General features: G+C 66.7%; 15 protein-coding genes and 1 tRNA gene. 9 read left to right on the top strand and 7 right to left on the bottom strand.

Features of this window, described 5'->3' with window-relative positions; genetic code table 11:
- The first annotated feature begins 97 nt into the window (after positions 1 to 97).
- On the top strand, positions 98 to 2,158 hold the full coding sequence (locus tag ACQR13_RS04425; RefSeq protein ID WP_434862605.1) for an ATP-dependent helicase: 2,061 nt from the start codon (positions 98 to 100) through the stop codon (positions 2,156 to 2,158).
- Positions 2,159 to 2,450: 292 nt separating this feature from the next.
- On the opposite strand, the gene ACQR13_RS04420 is transcribed toward ACQR13_RS04425, so the two are convergent.
- A complete protein-coding gene (locus ACQR13_RS04420; RefSeq protein ID WP_434862604.1) occupies positions 2,451 to 3,410 on the bottom strand; it encodes a fatty acid desaturase in 960 nt (319 codons plus the stop codon).
- A 14-nt stretch (positions 3,411 to 3,424) separates the two neighbouring features.
- Complete coding sequence (locus tag ACQR13_RS04415; protein WP_434862603.1) at positions 3,425 to 4,456, bottom strand: alpha/beta fold hydrolase; 1,032 nt, start codon at positions 4,454 to 4,456, stop codon at positions 3,425 to 3,427.
- A 926-nt stretch (positions 4,457 to 5,382) separates the two neighbouring features.
- Between ACQR13_RS04415 and ACQR13_RS04410 the strand changes: the two genes are divergently transcribed.
- Positions 5,383 to 6,420 (top strand): LLM class flavin-dependent oxidoreductase, encoded by a 1,038-nt coding sequence (locus ACQR13_RS04410; RefSeq protein ID WP_434862602.1) that lies wholly within the window; start codon positions 5,383 to 5,385, stop codon positions 6,418 to 6,420.
- A gap of 238 nt (positions 6,421 to 6,658) precedes the next feature.
- The gene (locus tag ACQR13_RS04405) at positions 6,659 to 7,045 is read left to right on the top strand and encodes a hypothetical protein (RefSeq protein ID WP_434862601.1); all 387 of its coding nucleotides are present in this window, start codon (positions 6,659 to 6,661) and stop codon (positions 7,043 to 7,045) included.
- A 38-nt stretch (positions 7,046 to 7,083) separates the two neighbouring features.
- On the opposite strand, the gene ACQR13_RS04400 is transcribed toward ACQR13_RS04405, so the two are convergent.
- The 3 genes from ACQR13_RS04400 to ACQR13_RS04390 form a co-directional block, all read right to left on the bottom strand.
- Entirely contained in the window at positions 7,084 to 9,189 is a 2,106-nt protein-coding gene (locus ACQR13_RS04400; RefSeq protein WP_434862600.1) for a tetratricopeptide repeat protein, read from the bottom strand.
- Positions 9,190 to 9,270: 81 nt separating this feature from the next.
- Positions 9,271 to 9,963 (bottom strand): flavin reductase family protein, encoded by a 693-nt coding sequence (locus ACQR13_RS04395; protein WP_315825504.1) that lies wholly within the window; start codon positions 9,961 to 9,963, stop codon positions 9,271 to 9,273.
- Between the two features lie 189 nt (positions 9,964 to 10,152).
- A tRNA-Arg gene (locus ACQR13_RS04390) sits at positions 10,153 to 10,229 on the bottom strand.
- 394 nt (positions 10,230 to 10,623) lie between these two features.
- Here ACQR13_RS04390 and ACQR13_RS04385 point away from each other — a divergent pair.
- The 3 genes from ACQR13_RS04385 to ACQR13_RS04375 are packed head-to-tail and all read left to right on the top strand — an operon-like array spanning position 10,624 to position 13,131.
- Positions 10,624 to 11,547 (top strand): spermidine synthase, encoded by a 924-nt coding sequence (locus ACQR13_RS04385; protein WP_434842313.1) that lies wholly within the window; start codon positions 10,624 to 10,626, stop codon positions 11,545 to 11,547.
- On the top strand, positions 11,544 to 12,161 hold the full coding sequence (locus tag ACQR13_RS04380; RefSeq protein ID WP_315715262.1) for a fused MFS/spermidine synthase: 618 nt from the start codon (positions 11,544 to 11,546) through the stop codon (positions 12,159 to 12,161). The genes ACQR13_RS04385 and ACQR13_RS04380 overlap by 4 nt, the downstream gene beginning before the upstream one ends.
- A 25-nt stretch (positions 12,162 to 12,186) precedes the next feature.
- Positions 12,187 to 13,131, top strand: coding sequence for a M28 family peptidase (locus tag ACQR13_RS04375; protein WP_315752285.1), 945 nt, complete (start codon positions 12,187 to 12,189; stop codon positions 13,129 to 13,131).
- A gap of 28 nt (positions 13,132 to 13,159) precedes the next feature.
- Here the strand turns inward: ACQR13_RS04375 and ACQR13_RS04370 are convergent, their stop codons facing one another.
- Positions 13,160 to 15,286: a phytoene desaturase family protein gene (locus tag ACQR13_RS04370; RefSeq protein ID WP_315752286.1), complete on the bottom strand. Its 2,127-nt coding sequence runs from the start codon at positions 15,284 to 15,286 to the stop codon at positions 13,160 to 13,162.
- 370 nt (positions 15,287 to 15,656) lie between these two features.
- Here ACQR13_RS04370 and ACQR13_RS04365 point away from each other — a divergent pair, with 370 nt between their 5' ends.
- From ACQR13_RS04365 to ACQR13_RS04355, 3 genes are all read left to right on the top strand, one after another.
- Positions 15,657 to 16,358 (top strand): hypothetical protein, encoded by a 702-nt coding sequence (locus ACQR13_RS04365; protein WP_409998663.1) that lies wholly within the window; start codon positions 15,657 to 15,659, stop codon positions 16,356 to 16,358.
- Between the two features lie 100 nt (positions 16,359 to 16,458).
- Positions 16,459 to 17,043: a YidB family protein gene (locus ACQR13_RS04360; RefSeq protein ID WP_315752288.1), complete on the top strand. Its 585-nt coding sequence runs from the start codon at positions 16,459 to 16,461 to the stop codon at positions 17,041 to 17,043.
- A 34-nt stretch (positions 17,044 to 17,077) separates the two neighbouring features.
- On the top strand, positions 17,078 to 17,344 hold the full coding sequence (locus ACQR13_RS04355; protein WP_315715257.1) for a GlsB/YeaQ/YmgE family stress response membrane protein: 267 nt from the start codon (positions 17,078 to 17,080) through the stop codon (positions 17,342 to 17,344).
- 55 nt (positions 17,345 to 17,399) lie between these two features.
- Here the strand turns inward: ACQR13_RS04355 and ACQR13_RS04350 are convergent, their stop codons facing one another.
- Positions 17,400 to 18,179 carry an SDR family NAD(P)-dependent oxidoreductase gene (locus ACQR13_RS04350; RefSeq protein ID WP_434845210.1) on the bottom strand — a complete coding sequence of 260 codons (780 nt, stop codon included), beginning with the start codon at positions 18,177 to 18,179 and terminating at the stop codon, positions 17,400 to 17,402.
- Positions 18,180 to 18,278 lie beyond the last annotated feature (99 nt).

Genomic DNA, 18,278 nt, shown 5'->3' with positions numbered 1-18,278 from the left:
AGACCGGTTGCGAATCATGTAAAACGCTGCCGCGACCGGGCCATCGCGTTGCACATGCGGCGCAAATCACTGATTCTTGCAGGCTGAGGGACGATTCGTGCAGGCCACGGCTGCGACATATCTTGACGATCTCAATCCGGAGCAGCGCCGCGCCGTCGAGCATGGCGGTGCCTGCGCCGCGCCCGGCCCGCCGCTGCTGATCATTGCCGGCGCGGGCTCGGGCAAGACCAACACGCTCGCGCATCGCGTCGCACATCTGCTCGTCAATGGCGCCGATCCGCGCCGTATCCTGTTGATGACGTTCTCGCGCCGCGCGGCGAGCGAGATGAGCCGCAGGGTCGAGCGCATCGCCCGCAAGGTGCTGGGCGGCAAGGCCGAGCCGATCACGGCCGCGCTCACCTGGGCCGGCACGTTTCATGGCCTGGGCGCGCGGATGCTGCGCGACTACGCCGAGCGCGTCGGCCTCGACCCTGTGTTCACGATCCATGATCGCGAGGATTCCGCCGACCTGATGAATCTGGTGCGGCACGAGCGCGGCCTGTCCAACACGCAGCGACGCTTCCCGACCAAGGGAACCTGCCTTGCGATCTATTCGCGCTGCGTCAACGCCGACATGCCGCTCGACGAGGCACTGGTGCGGCATTTTCCGTGGTGCGCGGAATGGGCCGGCGAGCTGAAGGGCCTGTTCGCGGCCTATGTCGAAGCCAAGCAGGCCAATGCCGTGCTCGACTACGACGACCTGCTGCTGTACTGGGCGCAGATGATGGCGGACGAAACCATCGCACGCGAGATCGGCGATCGCTTCGACCACGTGCTGGTCGACGAATATCAGGACACGAACCGGCTGCAGTCGCAGATCCTGCTCGGCTTGAAGCCCGACGGCGCGGGACTGACGGTGGTCGGCGACGACGCGCAGTCGATCTACGCCTTCCGCGCCGCCACCGTGCGCAACATCCTGGAATTTCCCGATCAGTTCAGTCCGCGCGCCGACATCATCACGCTGGACCGCAACTACCGCTCGACGCAGCCGATCCTCACGGCCGCCAACGGCGTGATCGGGCTGGCGCGGGAGCGCTTCACCAAGAATCTGTGGACCGACCGCACGAGTTCGCGCAAGCCGCAGCTCGTGACCGTCAGCGACGAGACCGATCAGGCGCGCTACATCGTCGAGCAGGTGCTGGCGAAGCGCGAGGAAGGCATCGTGCTGAAGCAACAGGCCGTGCTGTTCCGCACGTCGTCGCACAGCGGTCCCTTGGAATTCGAGCTCACGCGCCGCAACATCCCGTTCGTGAAGTTCGGCGGGCTGAAGTTCCTCGATGCCGCCCACGTGAAGGACGTGCTGGCCTGCTTGCGCTTCGTGGCCAATCCGCGCGACCGCATCGCCGGCTTCCGCGTGCTGCATCTGATCCCGGGCATCGGCCCGGCGTCGGCGCAGCGTCTGCTCGATGCCATCAGCGCCAGTGCCGATCCGATCGCGCGCCTCTGCGAGCAGTCCGCACCGGCGCGCGCCGGCGATGACTGGACCGCGTTCGTGCGCACATTGGAGCAGCTGCGCGTCTCGGAATGGCCCGGAGATATCGAGCGCATCAGGCACTGGTATCAGCCGCATCTCGAGCGCGTTCATGAGGATGCGGAGGCGCGAACCGCCGACCTGCTGCAGCTCGAGCAGATCGCGAGCGGCTATCCGTCGCGCGAGCGTTTCCTCACCGAGCTGACGCTCGACCCGCCCGACGCCACCTCCGATCAGTCCGGCGTGCCTTTGCTCGACGAGGACTATCTGATCCTCTCCACCATCCATTCCGCCAAGGGCATGGAGTGGAATTCCGTGCACGTCCTCAACGTCGTCGACGGCTGCATGCCGTCCGATCTCGGCGCCGGCTCCAGCGCCGAATTGGAGGAAGAACGGCGGCTGCTCTATGTCGCGATGACCCGCGCCAAGGACGATCTGCATCTCCTGGTGCCGCAGCGGTTCTTCGTCCACGGCCAGCCGGTGCGCGGCGATCGTCACGTCTATGCCTCGCGCACGCGGTTCATTCCGGAGGCGCTGGTGCCGCTGTTCGAACGCGCGAGCTGGCCGCGGGTGCAGCCGGGGTCGGCATATGCGCGCTCCGGGCCGCGCATCGATCTCGGCGCGCGGATGCGCGAGCGATGGCGGTGAGCCAGCGTCGCTGCGACCATATCAACACGACGCCAATCACTGCACTTCTCCCACAAGGGGCGTGCCGGGAGGACGCGCACCGGTCGGGCACGATGGCTTGCTGACATCCCTGGCGACGTGGTCGGTCTGCGCCTCCCCCGCTTGCGGGGGAGGTCGCATCGCATCGAGAGATGCGATGCGGGTGAGGGATGCTCTGGAAAGACTGCCGTTGTGGCGCCCCCACCCCAGCCCTCCCCCGCAAGCGGGAGAGGGAGCGCACCGGCCGAGCGGCGATAACTCGGATCCAAACTCATCATGGATGAGACTTCGTTTCCTTCCACTGCGCGCGAAACCACGCCCAGGTCTGCCGCGTCACGGCGACGTATCCCTGCCCGCGATATTTGATCTCGCCGTCGACGATCGCGTGCAGCTTCGGCAGCGCATGGAACGGCACCGCCGGATAGGCATGGTGCTCGACGTGATACGGCATGTTCCAGGCCAGCCAATGCACAAACCGCGTGGTGAGGGTGGTCCGCGTGTTCTGGAAGGCGCTCCTCGCATGATCGCAGCCGGTGTGCTCGGCGTAGAGATAGGGCCGCAGGATCAGTTGTCCGACGAGCAGCGGCAGCACCCAGACCCACAGCAGCAGCGCGCTGTGCAGCGCCAGCGAGGCGATGAGCAGCAGTGCATAGCCCGCGACATAGGCGCGCGCCTCCCGCACGACGATCGCCCGGCGGCCCGCGGGGACCCACGGCACCGTCACCTCGCCGGTCACCGCATGTTTCAGCAGCAGCCTGAGACGGCCGGCCACCTGGACCAGGCCGGAATAGGCAATCGCGAGTTGCGTCTCCGAGCGCGGTTTGGGGCCGACGATCAGCTCCGGATCGCGCAGGGGATCCTGGGTGTGGCGGTGATGCTCCCAATGGAACAGGCAGTAATATTCATAAGGCAGTCCGATCAGGAAGCCGGAGAGATAGCCGACCGCGAGGTTGAGTCTGCGGCTGTCGAAGGCGGTCTTGTGCGCGGTCTCGTGCACCGCCATGAACAGGAACGCGATGAGCACGCCCTGCACTGGCAGCAAGGGCAGCGCCCACAGCACACCATGCGTCGATGCGATCGCTCCGATCAGCGCACCCACGCCGATGATCGCGCCGTAATGGCTGAGCGTGCGTAGCGCGCCCTGCATGTTGGAGCGCGTGCAGAGCTGCTGCAGCACCGGCGGTGTCAGCAGCTTCGGACGGGGCGCGAATTCGTCGGTGGGCACGTCGGTCATGTCGAACTCAAGTGTCAGCTCTGGAGAAGGGCGGAAACGTTGGCTTTGATGAAGTCGCGATCGGCCGGGATGCGGACAGGATTGCCGGCCCGGTGGCCGTGGATCGACGGAATCGGCCGCAGCACGGCGGAGCGCGCGTTGACCAGCCCGGGCAGTTCGCGCTCATTGTCGCGCCAGTCGAAATAGCGGTCGGTCCGGCCCGGCATCAGCAGCATGTGCGCGGCGATCGCCGACAGCGCCCGATCCAGATCGCCACCGAACGCCGCGCAGTTGCTGATATCGCCGCCCTGCCAGATCGCGATCTGCGCCAGCAGGTTGTCGGCATCGCGATGCGCGAAGGCTAAGTCCCAGGTGGCGGCGAGATAGTCCTCCTGCGAGCCAAAGCCCTGCTCGCGCCAGACCTCGTCGCGGTAGAACTCGTAGGACATCGCCCAGCCCGCATAGATCCGCCCCATCGCGCGCAGGCCGGCCACCGGCTTCTCGGCGAAGCGGCCGTTGCGAAACGCGGGATCGGCCATCAGCGCCGCCTTCACCGCGTCGAGAAACAGGTGATTGTAGGGCGAGCAGCGCGCGCTGCCGCACACCAACGCCGCACGCTCCACCATGTCCGGATGACAGGCGGCCCAGTGATAGGCCTGCATGCCGCCCATCGACCAGCCATAGACCAGCGCGATCCGGCTGATCCCGAACTGTTCCTCAACGAGCCGGCGCTGCACCGCGACCGCGTCGTGATAGCTGATGGCCGGGAACGGCGCATCGCCGAACAGCTCGCGCGTGTTCGAAGGCGACGACGACAGCCCATTGCCGAACAGGTTCGGAATGATGACGAAGTACTTGGTGGGGTCGAGCGCGCCGCCGGGCGCGATCAGCCATTCGGTGTCGATATGCTGGGCACCGAACGAGGTCGGATAGAGGATGACGTTGTCCTTGGCCGCATTCAGCGTGCCGTAGGTCTTGTAGGCGAGCCGCAGCGACGGGAACGTCACGCCCGATTGCAGCACGACGTCGCCCGCCTCGAAGATCTGATAGTCGCTGCCCGCCGCCATGCACGTGTGTCCGGGTGAGAGGTGCCTTGAGCCTACGTGATGCGTCACCGGCTCACACGCCCATTTTTTGGCATGGCATGACCGCGCAAGAGGCGCGGGCGGCAATCGCATCAGCCGAGGCCATGGGTTCGTACCCTCGCGGCCGCTCAAGCCCGAGCTTTGTCCGGATCGCGTGCCCTCTGAAACGTGAGGCGCAGGGAAGACCGGGAGCTCGCCGCCCCCATGGCCCGCCTGCGAAAAAAAATGCAGGCGGCAGGAACCACAGGTTCGGCTGGGACATCCCGGCCTTCCCTGCGCGATGGTCTTAACAGCTGCTTCGCGCTCTCCCTGGGGACCGGCTGTGTTGCCCCCATCGTCGGCGTGATGCGCTTCCGCACCATCATCCGGCTTGACCTCAGCATCGGGAGGCCAGGACCACGCGATTTGACTGTCCGCATCGGATCGTTCGTCGGCGCGACACCGCGCTGCGACCCGCTACGGCCACCGCATCCCTGCCTCGCGTCTCGTGACGACCGCGCGTACGCCCCTCATCGATGAGGCAGGATGAACGCAGTAGAGCATACTTTCTGGAAAAACGAAAGCAAAATTTTTGTCGGTCGTCCGGACAGTCTGATCCGCCCGGTATCACGACCACCGTCATTCCGGGGCAAGGCCGAGAGGCCTTGAACCCGGAATCTCGATATTGTCTTGCGTCCGTTCTGAACGACTTTGAGATTCCGGGTTCAATCGTCAACACGCCGCCGCTCCGCGCCTGCGCATCGACGATTGCCCCGGAATGACGGAGAATGGCGACGGCCCAACCTTCTCATGATGCGCTCAAGCTCACGGAAACCTTGTGTTTCGCTTTCCTCCGCTTGCAATCCGGTGCGGCCCCTTCCAGCTGACGAGCAGAGGCCGTATGACGGCCCGACGCAACGGAATGAGACATGAGCACAGCGATCGAATTCGGCCTGGACACGTTCGGCGACGTCACCCGCAACGCGGAGGGCGCGATGGCCGCCCATGCCCAGGTGATCCGCGACGTCGTCGGGGAGGCGGTGCTCGCCGACCAGCTCGGGCTCGATTTCATCGGGCTCGGCGAGCACCATCGCGGCGATTTCGCGATCTCGGCGCCGGAGGTGGCGTTGGCGGCGATCGCCGCGCGCACCACGAAGATCAAGCTCGGCTCGGCGGTGACGGTGCTGAGCTCGGATGACCCGATCCGCGTGTTCCAGCGGTTTTCGACGCTGGACGCGGTCTCGAACGGCCGCGCCGAAGTCATCCTCGGCCGCGGCTCGTTCACCGAGTCCTTCCCGCTGTTCGGCTTCGATCTCAAGGACTACGAGGCGCTGTTCGAGGAGAAGCTCGATCTGTTCGTCAGCCTGCTGCCGCAGCAGCCACTGACCTGGCAGGGCCGGTTGCGCCCGCCGCTCAGGGATCAACTGGTCTATCCGCCGGTCGAGCATGGACGGCTGAGGGCCTGGATCGGCGTCGGCGGCAGTCCCGAGTCCGTGGTGCGCGCCGCGCATTACGAGCTGCCGCTGATGCTCGCGATCATCGGCGGCGACCCGAAACGGTTCGGGCCCTATGTCGAGCTGTATCATCGCGCGCTCAAGCAGTTCGGCCGCGAGACGAAGCCGATCGGCGTGCATTCGCCGGGCTATGTCGCCAACACCGACGAAGTGGCGCGCGAGGAGCTGTGGCCGGACTACAAGACCATGCGCGACCGCATCGGCCGCGAGCGCGGCTGGCCGCCGATGGGCCGCGACGAGTTCGTCCAGGAGGCCGATCACGGCTCGCTCTATGTCGGCTCGCCGGAGACCGTGGCGCAGAAGATCGCCGCGACGATCAAGGCGCTCGGCCTGTCGCGGTTTCAGCTGAAATACTCAGCCGGTCCGCTGCCGCATGCGAAACTGATGCGGAGCATCGAGCTGTATGGCAAGGTGGTGGTGCCGAGGGTGAGGGAGTTGCTGGGGGAGCAGTAGGCCGGACACGCGGTCCTTTACCATGTCCGCAACCGCGCCTGGCCCTTGCATCACGGGACCTGGATCAAAGGCGCGAGCAAAACGGCTCGTTCAGGACAATCCAAGCGAGCCGATTAACAGAGCCTTCGTGACACGCATCGTAAGCTCGATGTCGCGCGTGCCTGCTCCGATCAAGGGGGCGCAATCCGATCGGTTGCCCGGAGGCAGACGACAAGCTCGCGAGCCTGGGAACGAACTGATGTTGCTGAAGATCGTCGCGGTGGTCTACGGACTCTGGTTCGTCCAGGCCGCGTTGGAGCCCGGCTTCTACGACACGCCGTCTCACATGGCGAGCTCGACGCTCGCGCTCGGCGGATTGCTCGCGCTGTTCGATCACGCCTTCAGGATGGGCTGGCTGTCCACCAACATCTGGCGGACCGTCGCGCTTGTCTACGTCGCCGACGGCCTGGTCCACGTGGTCCCGAGCGCCAAGGCCCTGATCGAGGCACAACGTTTCGAGGTGCTGGCGGGCGCTGCGGCGATCAGCTTCGTTTTCCAACTCCCGATGCTCTTCAGCTTGTGGCGATTGTCGTTTCCGTCCACGCGCTCGGATCAGACCGGTCTCGCACGCATGGCCATGCGATAAGCGTCAGGCCCTGTCAGCCTTCGACATCGCTCACCGCCTCATACCAGCCCGGGCAACAACGGCCCGCGCTCACCTGCCGCCAGCCGCGCAAGCTCCCCTGCCGTCCGCGCCAGCACACCGTCCCAAGCCATGGGCTTCTCCTGCCTGAATAGCCGCATGGTCGGATACCACGGGGTGTCGGCGCGATCGCGCAACCAGCGCCAGTCGAGCGCATAGGGCAAGAGCACCCAGACCGGACGGCCGAGCGCGCCGGCGAGATGCGCCACCGACGTGTCGACGGAGATGACGAGATCGAGCGCGGCGACGGCGGCCGCGGTCTCGGCGAAGTCGCTCAGCAGCGGCGCGAGATCGATGACGTCGGTGCCAAGCTCGGCGAGCCCTAGCGCATCGTCCGGCCGCGGCTCCTTCTGCAAGGAATAGAGCTGCACGCCCGGCATCACCAGCCGCGGCAGCACCGCCTGCGCGGTGAGCGAGCGCTGGCGGTCGCCCTTGTGCCTGGGATTGCCGGCCCAGACGACGCCGACCTTCAACGACGGCGCGCGCCCGAGCACGTTGCGCCACGCGGCCATCTTGATCGGATCGGCCGCAAGATAAGGCACCTCGGCCGGGATCGTCTCCAGCGTGGTGCCGAAGATGCGCGGCAGATCCATCAGCGGTGCCTGCAGATCGAATGGCGGCAGCGGCGCGCCGCGTGGCACCACGGTCACGCCCTCCAGACGGCGCAGCAGCGGCGCGATCGCCGGCTGCACCTGCAGCACGACCGGTCCCCCCATCATCCTGACGCGATCGATGTAGCGCACGAATTGCAGCGCATCGCCGATGCCATATTCGGCGAACAGCAGCAGCGTGCGTCCGTCGAGCGGCGCGCCCTGCCATTCCGGCGCGTCGAAGCGCGGCATGCCCGCGGAGAGGTCCGGACAGTCGCGGCCCCAGCGATGCTCCGCAAAGCCGTTCACGAGGTCGCCGCACATCAGCAGGAAATGCGCGTGATTGTAGCGGGCGAGCGCATTGTCGGGCGCCAGCGCGATCGCACGATGCGAGGCGGCCAGCGCCGCGTCGATGTCGCCGGCGTTGCGCAGCGCCACCGCGAGGTTGGCGTGACCCTTGGCGTAACCGGGATCGGAGGCGACGGCGCGGCGATGCGCCGCGACGGCCTCGATGGTCTCGCCGCGCATCTCATGGATGATGCCCAGATTGGTATGCGCCGGGGCGTGATCGGGCTGCAGCGCCAGCGCGTGCTCGCAGGCGGCAATCGCCGCATCGAGCTGGCCTGTCCCGCACAGGCAGGCTGCGAGATTGCTGAGCACGACCACATCGGCGGGATCGAGCATGGCGGCGCGCCGATAGGCCTCGACGGCCTCGGCCGGACGGTCGGCCTCATGCAGCGCGTGCCCGAGCAGCCGTGCAGCGTTGGCATCGCCGGGCGCGAGATCGCAGGCCTGACGATACTGGACCGCGGCCTCGGCAAAGGCGCGCTGCTTGTAGAGCACATCGCCCAGGCTGAGATGCAGGCCGGCATCGGCCGGCTGCGCCGCCAGCGCATGCAGATAGGCGGGCACGGCCTCGTCAGATCTGGCCTGGTCGGCGAGCACATGCGCCAGCGCCCGGCATGCACCGGGATAGGAGGGCTCGCGCTCGAGCAACGCGCGATAGGCTGCTTCCGCCTCGGCAAGCCGCCCCTGCCGGTTGAAGGCGAGCGCGAGATTCCAGCGCGCGTGCAACAGCGCCGGATCGAGCGCCAGCGCGTGGCGATAGGCGGCCTCGGCCTCGGCGAAGCGCGACAGCTCGAGCAGCGCGCTGCCGAGCCTGCTGTGAATCGCCGCATCGAGCGGCCGCAAAGCCGCTGCGCGCGCGAACGCATCGGCGGCGCCCTTGCGCTCGCCTTTCACGGCGAGCGCATCGCCGAGCGTGACATAGGCCGGCGCATGGTGGGGATCGCGGGCGAAGACGCGCCCGAGCAGCTCCGCACCCTCCGCCATGCCGCCGTCGGCGAAGGCGAGGATCGCGGACAGATGCAACGCCGGCAGATGATCCGGCACCGCTTGGAGGATGTCGCTGCACAGCGCCTTGGCCGGACCGGCGCGCCCCGCATTGTAATGATCAGCCGCCTCGATCAGCAGCCGGTCGACAGCCACAGCCCCCATGATGTCCCCACCTCTCGCACTCGAATGCAAGCTTCAACGTGCGGCCGGGCGATTTCAGGCGAGACTCCAGGCCGAGCCGGCTCAGCCTGCCGCCACCTCCATCCGCATGGCCGCCTCGCGGGCGCGCTCGACGTCGGGCGTGCGATAGGCCGCCTCCGGAATGGTGCCCAGCCGCGACTCGTGAAGGCGCGCGCCCAGGCCATAGAACTGCTGGAAGCTCATGATCAGCGGCCGCCATTTGTCCGGGTCGATGCGGTCACGCGTACCGTCCATCAGGATGGCCTCGTCGACATGGACCCGCTGCACCCGCACCTCGAAGCACTGGATGTGCCCCTTCAGGATCGCGTCGTCGGCGGCGATGCCATGCACCGACTCGATGCGGGCTTCGAGCTGCACCGCGCATTCCGCGACGCGCGGAGCCGCAACGGTTTCCGACGCCGTTGCGGTCAGCCCGGCGGCGGCGAACTTGTCGGACACGTGGCGATAGCCCTTGCGCTGCTTCATCGCCGGCACCGGGTCCGATCCCGTGGTCAGCGCCAGGCGATCGACCGCGGCGACGAGATCGACCGACGGCAGGTTCAGCACGCACTCGCCGGTGCGGCGCATGTTCTGCGGCGTCTTCGATCCGGCGGCGAGGCCCAGCATGCAGCGCCAGCCGAGCCAGAATGCCGACGACATCGGCGCGAGATTGAAGCCGCCATCCTCGTTGACGGTGCTGATGAGGACGACCGGCGTCCCGAAATAGAGGATGCCCGGCTCGATGGTCGTATGCATGGAAAGCTCTCCAGGGTGATGCATCTCGGCGGCGATTGCGCGCGCCGCGCGGACGGGGCTCAGGCCGCCGTCTCACCCGAAGAAGTTCCTCGATGGCAGCGAAGCGCTCCACCCGATTCCCGAACGGGCCGGATCAGGCGCGCCCTGGGTTTGATCTGGAGATGTCTGCGCGTGCAAGGCTGCGGCAGATGGCGATCCCGGCATGACTCGAACATGCGACCTACGGTTTAGGAAACCGCCGCTCTATCCAGCTGAGCTACGGGACCGGAGCCTGCACCGAAGTGCACCTGCTTCGCCGCCTCCATAGCAGACCCGGCCACCGACCGGAAGCCTCTCCGGTCGGAGCCTGGACCGGGCGGCCGACCGGGGCACAACGATGTTCGGGTCCCCTGAGGGGACGGCGACGGGAACGCAGCCGCGCGATCCCGGTTAGAGCGGGGCCGCTCATGCCCGATCACACCCCCGTTTGGGAGGGGCGGTTTGACTATCCGGACGGCAGCCGATGGTCTAAGAGAACGGCGCCAATCCGGAACCCGGCCTCGGGATTGCCGTATTGGTCGTGCCTGAGCGCATCTCGTGGCCGGGCCAGGCGTCCGGCGCCACGAGATCCGCTTGATTCAGCGCGCCTGCCCATTTCAGCCGAGGGACACAGACAAGTCGATGCTCATCCGGTCGGTCATTTCAGGCGTGTTCGCAAGCTTCCTCTCCATCGCCGCCGCAAGCGCGCAGGACACCCGCCACCTGCTGGAGTCGAAGGAGTCGCTCTACAACAACATCTATGTCTATGAGCAGGCGCCCTACCGCAGCATGACGTTCGGTCACAACCGGCGCATCTATACCGAGAGCGTCTACAACACCCAGGACGAGCTCGATCTGCCGGTCGACTATACCCGCTTCATGACCGCGAGCGTCATGTACGCAAAGAATGTCGGCTCGGTCCTGGAGATCGGCTTCGGCGGCGGCCGCACCGCCTGGTACCTGCACCGCTTCCTGCCCAAGGTGCAGGTGACGTCGGTCGAGCTCGACCCGACCGTGCTGGAGCTCGCCAAGAAATATTTCGGCATCAAGGAGGAGCCGAACTTCCACGTCGCCAACCGCGACGGCCGGCTGTTCGTGCAGGAATCCAAGGAGCGCTACGACATCATCCTGATCGACGCCTATCGCGGGCCGTTCGTGCCGTTCCACCTGCTGACCAAGGAATTCTACCAGCTCGTCAAGGAGCATCTCGCCGAGGGCGGCGTGGTGGCGCAGAACGTCGAGCCGTCGACCATGCTGTTCGACGCCGCGGTCAAGACCATCCACAGCGTGTTCCCGCAGGTCGACTTCTACGAGGCCGGCGGCAACATCGTGATGGTCGCCTATCCCGGCGACGAGCGGAAGCCCGAGGATCTCGCCGCGACAGCGCAGGAGCGCGACAAGGAATTCGGCTTCCGCTACAAGCTCGCCGACATGCTGGCGCAGCGCAAGCGCATCGACATCGATAACGGCCAGGTGATCGACGCCAAGGCCAAGGTGCTGACCGACGACTTCGCGCCGGTCGAGGCGCTGAAGAGCATCGAGCGCCACAACAAGAAGCTGCCATGAGCGCGCCGGTGTCCCGCGCCGGCATGCTGGCGATCTATCTCTGTTCGTTCCTGGTCGGCTGCGTGCTGATGGGCTTCGAGATGCTCGGCAGCCGCTACCTCAACCCGTATTTCGGCAGCGGCATCGGCGCCTGGGCCAGCCTGATCTCGACCGTGCTATGCGCGCTCGCGATCGGCTATTTCGCCGGCAGCGCCATCGTCGATCGGCAGCCGACGACGCGCACCATCGGCACCATGATCCTGATCGCCGCCGCCTACATGGCGCTGGTTCCGGCGACCGCCGACACCGTCATGGCCGACATCCTCGACAGCATCGGCGACGGACCGATGGCGACGCTGATGGCCTCGACCGCGCTGCTGCTGGTGCCGCTGACCCTGCTCGGCACCTTCTCGCCGATCGCCGTCAGCCTGTTGACGCGCTCGGCCGGCGAGGCCGGCCGTGTCGCCGGATTGGTCTATGGCGTCTCGACCATCGGCAACGTCGTCGGCACGCTCGTCACGACGTTCGCGCTGATTCCGACGATCGGCTCGCGCGCGATCACCTATTATTTCGCCGTGGCGCTGGCTGGCTGCGCCGGCATCCTGTTCATTCCCTTCGGCAAGAAGACGTCCTGATTTTCATCATTGAAGAGCTTTGCGGATGACTGAGTTCTGGCCTCGCCTCGCCGCCACCGCGACAGCGGCCGTATTGCTGCTGATATCGCCGACCGCCTACGCCGCGGACGCGCAGATCGAATTGTGGGACGGTCAGCGCGCAATGGCTGTCATCGCCGATCTGCTGCGGTTCACGCCGCGATCGATGGGCGAGCCGGGACATCAGAAAACGATCGACTACATCAAGGCAGCGATGGCCAAGAGCGCGGCGGACGCCGTGCTCACGCAGAGCTTCACCGCCAAGGGCGATGACGGCAAGGCGATCCCGCTGACCAACATCATCGCCCGCTTCCAGGTGCAGAACCCGCGGCGCGTCATCGTCGCCACCCATTACGACAGCATCATCAAGGCCTATCGCGATCCCAAATCGCCGGACGCACCGATGCCGGGCGCCAACAACTCCGCCTCGGCGGTGGCGCTGCTGCTCGAGACCGCACGCGTGCTGTCGCTGTCGCCGAAGCCCGACGTCGGCATCGACATGATCTTCTTCGACGGCGAGGAGGGGCCGAAATCGCTCGGCGCCGGCGATCCGACCTGGCGCCCGCTGGGCTCGCCGCATTTCGCGGCCAACCTGAAGACCTATTATCCGACGCACAAGCCGGAGAAGGCAGTCGATTTCGACATGGTCTGCGACAAGGATCTCAAGCTGCAGCCGGAGCCGTCGTCGCTGGCCTCGGCGTTGCCCGAGGTCAAGAGGTTCTGGAGCATCGGCAGCCGTATCGCGCCATCGGCGTTCTCGCCGGAGCCCACGGCGTATCCGATCAGCGACGACCACACGGCGCTGCAGCAGGCCGGCATTCCGAGCTTCCTCGTCATCGACTTCGACTACGAGCCCTATTTCAACACCACGCAGGATACGATCGAGCAGTGCTCGGCGCAGAGCCTGGAGACCGTCGGCCGCACCCTGCTGCGCTACCTCTATACGCCTTGATACGCCCGAGCTGCGGCAGGCGCCGCGCTCAGGCCGCCCGCGGCCGCGCCGTCACCGCGTCCGACGCGACTGCCGATGCGCGCGCCAGCAGACCCGGCACCAGCGCCTCGGCCGCCTCCGCGCCCGAGATCACCACGGCCTCGACGCCCGCTCCGGCATTGCCGCCGCCGGCGATGACGAGATTGCGCACCGGCGCCTTGGCGCCCTTCAGCCGTCCCGACTGCGCCACGCCATAGATCGCGCCGGCGCTGGCGAGATCATAGCGTGCATAGGTCACCGGGCTGGCGTCGGTCCGATAGACGATATGCCTGGACAAGTCGGGAATGACGGTCGCGGCAGCGGCAACCATGGCATCGCCGAGCTGCTGCTTGCGGGCCTCGTAGTCCGGCGAGCGCCGCCACGCCTTCCAGTCGTCGCCGCCCTCGCCCGGAAACCAGCGCGTGGCCTGATCGTGCGGCACGAGGGTGATGATCGTCATCGTGGCATGGCCTTCGGGCGCCGCCGACGGGTCGAGCTTGGACATCACGGCAAGGCCGATTCCCATCGGCGTATCGAGATGCGTGGCGGGCGCGATGTCGGGCACGATGTCGAGGCCGAGATGCACCGAGAAGCACGACGTCGCCGGCGCGAGGGTGCGGGCACGCTCGCGAAAACCGGCGGGCAGATCGTCGGGACTCAGAAGCTCGGTGAAGGTACGGCCGAGATCGGCATTCGAGACCACCGCCTGCGCGCGAACCGTGCGGCCGTTGCCGAGCACGACGCCAACGGCGCGGCCCTCCTCGACCAGGATGCGCGTGACCCTGGATTTCAGATGCACCTCGCCCCCCCTGGCGGTGACCGCCTCGGCGAGCACGTCCGCGAGGCGGCCGGAGCCGCCGACCGGATAGAAGCCGCCCTTGAAATAGTAGCCGAAGATCGGGACCATCTGGGCGCAGCTCAGCGTCTCGCTGCCGTCGCCGAGATAGCCCGACAGCGCATTGAGATAGGCGATGAGTTCGGGATCGGAGACATGGGCGGCGACGAGCTCGTCGAACGGCCGGTTCATCCACCTGAACGCCTGCGGATGCTTGCGCGGGAAGGCCAGCATCTCCTCCAATGTGGCGGGCATGCCGGGAATGCCGCTGCGACCCTGCCCCGTCGCGTACATGCTTTCGAAAATGGCATGGATGGTGTCGAACAGCCGGGTGAGCCCGTCCGCGCTGGCGGGAAACATCTCGCAGAGCAGTCGGACATAAGCACGCCAGTCCGCTGGCACGTCGACGCGGCGGCCGGCGAGACGGTAGGAGTGGGTGACCCGCCGCCACTGGATGCGGTCGGCGACGCCGAGCCGGCGCAGCACGCTGTCGACAGGCCCGCCCGGCCAGACGCCGGAGAAATCGTGCGGCCCTGCATCGAAGCGATACAGCACCGGCTTGTTGTCGTGGTGAGCCTTGCGAAGATAAGTGTGGCAGAAGCCGCCCGGCACCACGTGGTGATCGAACACCTTCACCTTCAACCCGGACTCCGCGAGCAGGGCGGCGGCCGTCAGCCCGCCGATTCCGGCGCCGATCACCGCGACGTCGCAGTCGACGCCGGCCGCGGGGGTGAAGCCCGGTGCCGGCCAATGGCACTCCTCGCGCGCGGCCCGCATGCGCAGCAAGGCCTGGCGAATTGCGAAGCGCGGGCCGAAGATCGAGATCAGCGCGCCGCCGACGACGATCATCGTCGCGATCCAGGAGGCGACGCCGGCCCAGCGGCACAGGCCGAGGACCAGGAACAGGACGCCCCAGAGCCCGGTCATCATCATGTTGATCAGGTGGAATTGGGGCGTCGAGGCGCTGTCGGCATAGGCCGAGCGGGAATAGTCCGCGGTCCAGGGACGGCCGACGGCGAGCGAAGCGAAGCTGATGAGGCCGAGCCCTGCGAAGGACAGCCACAGCGCGTTGCCGGCCGTCCAATTCGGCGCGACGTCGTTGGCGATCGCCAGCACGACGAAAAGGGCGAGGCTTCCGAGCTCCAGCAGCGCGAGCTCGCTCCGGGAGGCTCGCCAGACGTTGGCGGCGAGCGCCAGGGCCAGCGCGGACCACACCGCCCATGCCGGCTGATGCCAGGCCAGCAGGGTCCAGAACGCGACGAACGGCAACAGCGCCAGCTTGACCGTGAGGAACACTTTCATCGCAGCCTCTCCTCCGCACCGGGCGGCGCAGCTCATCTTTCCATTGTCAAGATATTCATAGGAGCGCTTGCCCGGTCTCGTCAACACCAATCTTTCCAACGTCAAGATTAGTTTCGTCAACTACGGCGGGATGAAAATGGTGGAAAAATGCTGCGTATCGTTCCGGCGCCACAGCAAGGCGCGATTCACGAACGGCGCTGCCGTCATTGCCGGCCCGACTGTGGCAACGAGATCACGGAACCACGGCAGATAAAGAAGAAAGTCTCAATTTACGCAGCATTGGAGTCACACCCCGCCGCAAAATGGCGACAATCTCCCGTCATCTGAGGCGGGGAGCCGCTGAGGATTACCGTTCGTGTACCCACCCCGCCTGCCAGTACTGGTCTTTGCAGCGATCACCTGCCTGCCTGCCGTGCAACCTCAACGCGCGCATGCGGAATGGTGGAGCCGCTCCCCGACGGATTTCGAGGAGTGTGCCGACGCTGCCGAGAAGTCCGCCTCCAAGGAGGAGAAGACGGCGGCGCTGGCGCAATGCAACGCGAAATTTGCCGGGAGACGGAAGCCGGGCGGCGGCTACGTCTATTACGACTTCATGCAGGATCGCAGCTTCGACATCGCCGGCCCCAATCCCACGGCCGAAGAGCAGAAGTTCATCGACCAGCAGTATACGCAATACCTCGAGCGCCAGCGCCACGCCAACATGAGCTCGGCGATGATGTCGCGGCCGCAAACGCAGGACCTCCAGCCCTCGCTCCGGGACATGACGGCGCGGGCCGCGATCGAGCCGCCGAAGCCGGCCATGCCGGCCCCGCCGCCGCAACGGCCGAACAAGCCCCCGGCCGCGACCGCGCAGGGCGGATTGCCATCGCCGGCGTCGAACGTGGAGGCACGCGCCCGCATCAAGGCAGCGCAATGCGCCAAGGACGGCTGGCGCCGCGATTCGTTCTCGTGCAACTTTCCAGTCCTGTCGGAGAAGCTCGACGAGCTGAAGCGGATGTTCACCGGCCCGAGCCAGGCCGCAGCCGCACCGCCCGGAGCCAAGGCGCCGAAACGGGCCGAAGCCCGGAACTGAGCCGCGCGCGACACGTTCCCCTGTGCGACGAATCTGACCGCGGCTTGTAACGCCGCGTGCAAGCCCATAGGTTTGTCGGCGCGGGGCGCAGGAGCAGGTCATGGGTCTACTCGATATCCTCAACGGCATGCAGAACGGCCCGAGCGGGCCGAGTCATCCGACCACGCAGAAGAACGGCGGCATGTCGCCGATGACGATGGCGATCCTCGCTTTGCTGGCGTGGAAAGCGGTGAAGCATTTCTCGCAGAATGGACAGCAGCCGAACGCGGCGCCTGCGCCAGTCCCGCCGCCCCAGCCGACCGGGAATCAAGGCGGACCGCTCGGCGGTGCGCTTGGTGGCGGCCTCGGCAACATCATCGCCGGCGGCCTGGGCGGCCTGCTTGCGGGCGGCGCGGCCGGCAGCGTGTTGTCGGGCGGGCTCGGCGATCTCCTGCGCCAGTTCCAGGACAAAGGCCATGGCGACACCGCGAACTCCTGGGTCTCCCCCGGCGAGAACAAGCCGATCTCGCCCGGCGATCTCGCCAATGCGCTCGGCGCCGATCAGATCGATCAGCTCACCGCGCAGAGCGGGCTGTCGCGCGACGAGCTGTTGAACGGGCTGAGCCAGTACCTGCCGAAAGTGATCGATCAGCTCACGCCGGACGGTCGGCTGCCGACCGAGCATGAGTTGGCGGGCCGGATCTGACGCTCCGCGATCGTTGACGGGAAGGACGAGACTCATGCTGCACATTCTGATCGTCGGGCTGGTCGCCGGCTTCCTGGCGCGGCTTCTATCGCCGGGTCCCAACAATCCCTCCGGCTTCATCCTGACCATCGTGCTCGGAATCGTCGGCGCGTTCATCGCCACCGCCATCGGGCAGGCCATCGGCCATTACAGCCCCGACCAGGGCGCGGGCTACGTGACCGCAACCCTCGGCGCGATCGTGGTGCTGTTCATCTGGAACAGGCTGGTCGCGAGCGGCACGATCCGCGATTTCAATCGGTAACGGCCTCGCGCCACGTCATCGCGAGCCACCACAGCGGCCGCTCGCCATGACGATTTCACCCCAACAGATGCATCCCCGCATCCATGCGCACGACCTCGCCGGTCATGTGGCCTGACGCCGGGCTCGCCAGGAACGCCACGAGCTGCGCGATGTCCTCAGCGGATGAAGCCGCGCGCAGCGGCACCCGCGCGACCACCGCATCGCGCACCTGCTTGGCACCGGCCTCGCCGCGGCCCTTGGTGAACCAGGGCGTATCGATGTAGCCGGGGCAGACGGTGTTGACGCGGATCGCAGGCGCCAGGGCGCGCGCCAGCGATAGCGTCATCGTGTTCAGCGCGCCCTTGCTGGCGGCGTAGGCGACCGACGAGCCGATGCCGCTGATGCCGGCTACCGACGAGACGTTGACGACCGCGGACGCACGCGCCGTCGCCTTGGCCGCCGCTTCCAGCAGCGGCCGCGCGGCGCGCACCATCTGGAAGGGGCCGATGGTGTTGACTGCGAAGATGCGCTGGAAATCCTCCGCCGAAAGGCCATCGAGCTGATTGTGCGGCACGTGCTTGGTGGTGCCGGCATTGTTGACGAGGGCATCCAGCCGGCCCCAAGCCGCAGCGGCGGCGACGATCTTGCGGCAATCCTCATCGCGCGACACGTCGCCTTGAATGACGACGACCTCGACTCCTTCCTTGCGGCAGAGATCAGCGGTCTGCTCGGCTTCACTCTTGCTGTTCGAATAGTTCACGACGATGCGCATGCCGGCCTTCGCCAGCAGCAACGCGGTCGCGGCTCCGAGGCCGGACGCCGACCCCGTCACGACCGCGCACAGACCTTCAGCCATTCCGCACCTCCCTGTTTGCCTTGCTTGTTCTTAGCCAACATCGCTGCATCTGCAAAATCGGCACAATCTCCGCAGCGCGGAAATCGCTCGCCTCCATGC

Source organism: Bradyrhizobium sp. HKCCYLRH3059 (assembly GCF_051168035.1).
In the GTDB taxonomy this organism is placed as follows: domain Bacteria; phylum Pseudomonadota; class Alphaproteobacteria; order Rhizobiales; family Xanthobacteraceae; genus Bradyrhizobium.
This window is presented reverse-complemented; position numbering and strand designations above follow the sequence as displayed.